Below are 1,196 nucleotides of genomic sequence, written 5' to 3'. Positions count from 1 at the left end.
TGTCTTGAACCCATAAAAGTGAGCCAGTGAAAAATAGAGTATAAAAAACTAACTTTCACAGGTTTACAAAGGGAAATGAAACAAGCACGATTCACCGAATCTCAGATTGTGGCTATCCTTAAACAGCAGGATAGCGGCCAAACAGTCACTCAAATCACCCGTGAACATGGTATCAGCGAGGCTACGTTTTATAATTGGCGAGCCAAGTATGGCGGCATGCAAATCGCTGAGGTCAAGCGGCTAAAAGAGCTGGAAGACGAAAACCGTCGGCTCAAGAAGATGTACGCCGAACTGAGCCTGCAAAACGAAATCATCAAGGAAGCGCTGGCAAAAAAGTGGTAAGGCCTGCCGAGCGTCGAGGGCTAGTCAGATGGTTGATTGATCAGAAACAGATTAGTCAACGCAAAGCCTGTCGTTGGGTAGGTCTCAGTCGCAATGCCTTTCGTGAGCCAGTAGCCATCAAAGACAAGGATAAAGCGCTGGCAAGTCGGATCGAGCAATTGGCTCGACGGCATAAGCAGTGGGGCGTACTAAAGATCTATCGCCGGTTGCGTAAACAGGGTGAGTTGGTGAATCATAAACGAGTCAGGCGTTTGTACAGACGTTTAGGCTTAAGCTTACGACGAAAGACGAAGAAGCGATTACGGGATGCCGTTCGTAAACCGTTGCCTAAAGCAAGCGCTTGTAATCAGTGCTGGTCGCTGGATTTTACCTGCGACAGCTTAACAGGCGGGCGTAAGTTCCGTACGCTCAATGTAGTTGACGACTACAATCGGGAAGCCTTGGGTATTGAAGTTGACTACTCCTTACCAGCCCTTCGGGTCACCCGCTTGCTGAATCAGTTGGTAGAACGCTACGGTAAACCCGAGCGACTACGGAGTGATAATGGGCCTGAGTTCATCAGTCAAGCCTTGCAGGATTGGTGTAAAGAAGAGTCCGTCGAGTTATGTTGGATCGAGCCGGGCAAGCCGACTCAAAACGCGTATATTGAACGCTTCAATGGGACGTTTCGTCGCGAGGTTTTAGATGCCCATATTTTCACGAGTATCCGACAGGTACGGAGTGTGGTCAATGAGTGGCTAGTGGAGTACAATACGGAGCGGCCTCATCAGGCCTTGCAGTTTATGACGCCAGTTGAATATCGGCAGGCGGCTTAAATTCCAGTCAAAACTGGCTCATCAAACGGGGTAAGGACA

1 protein-coding gene is annotated in these 1,196 nt (G+C 49.1%); it reads left to right on the top strand.

Translation table 11 applies throughout. The annotated features are described in order from the left end of the window. Positions 1–75 precede the first annotated feature (75 nt). A protein-coding gene (locus GO755_RS40640; protein WP_157591168.1) for an IS3 family transposase occupies positions 76–1,157 on the top strand; the annotation gives its coding sequence in 2 pieces (ribosomal slippage) (positions 76–328 and positions 328–1,157; 1,083 coding nt in all). The last annotated feature ends 39 nt before the right edge of the window (positions 1,158–1,196 follow it).

The organism is Spirosoma arboris, assembly GCF_009754945.1.
Lineage (GTDB): Bacteria > Bacteroidota > Bacteroidia > Cytophagales > Spirosomataceae > Spirosoma > Spirosoma arboris.
The sequence above is the reverse complement of the archived record's forward strand: the minus strand, read 5'-3'. Positions and strand labels throughout refer to the sequence as shown.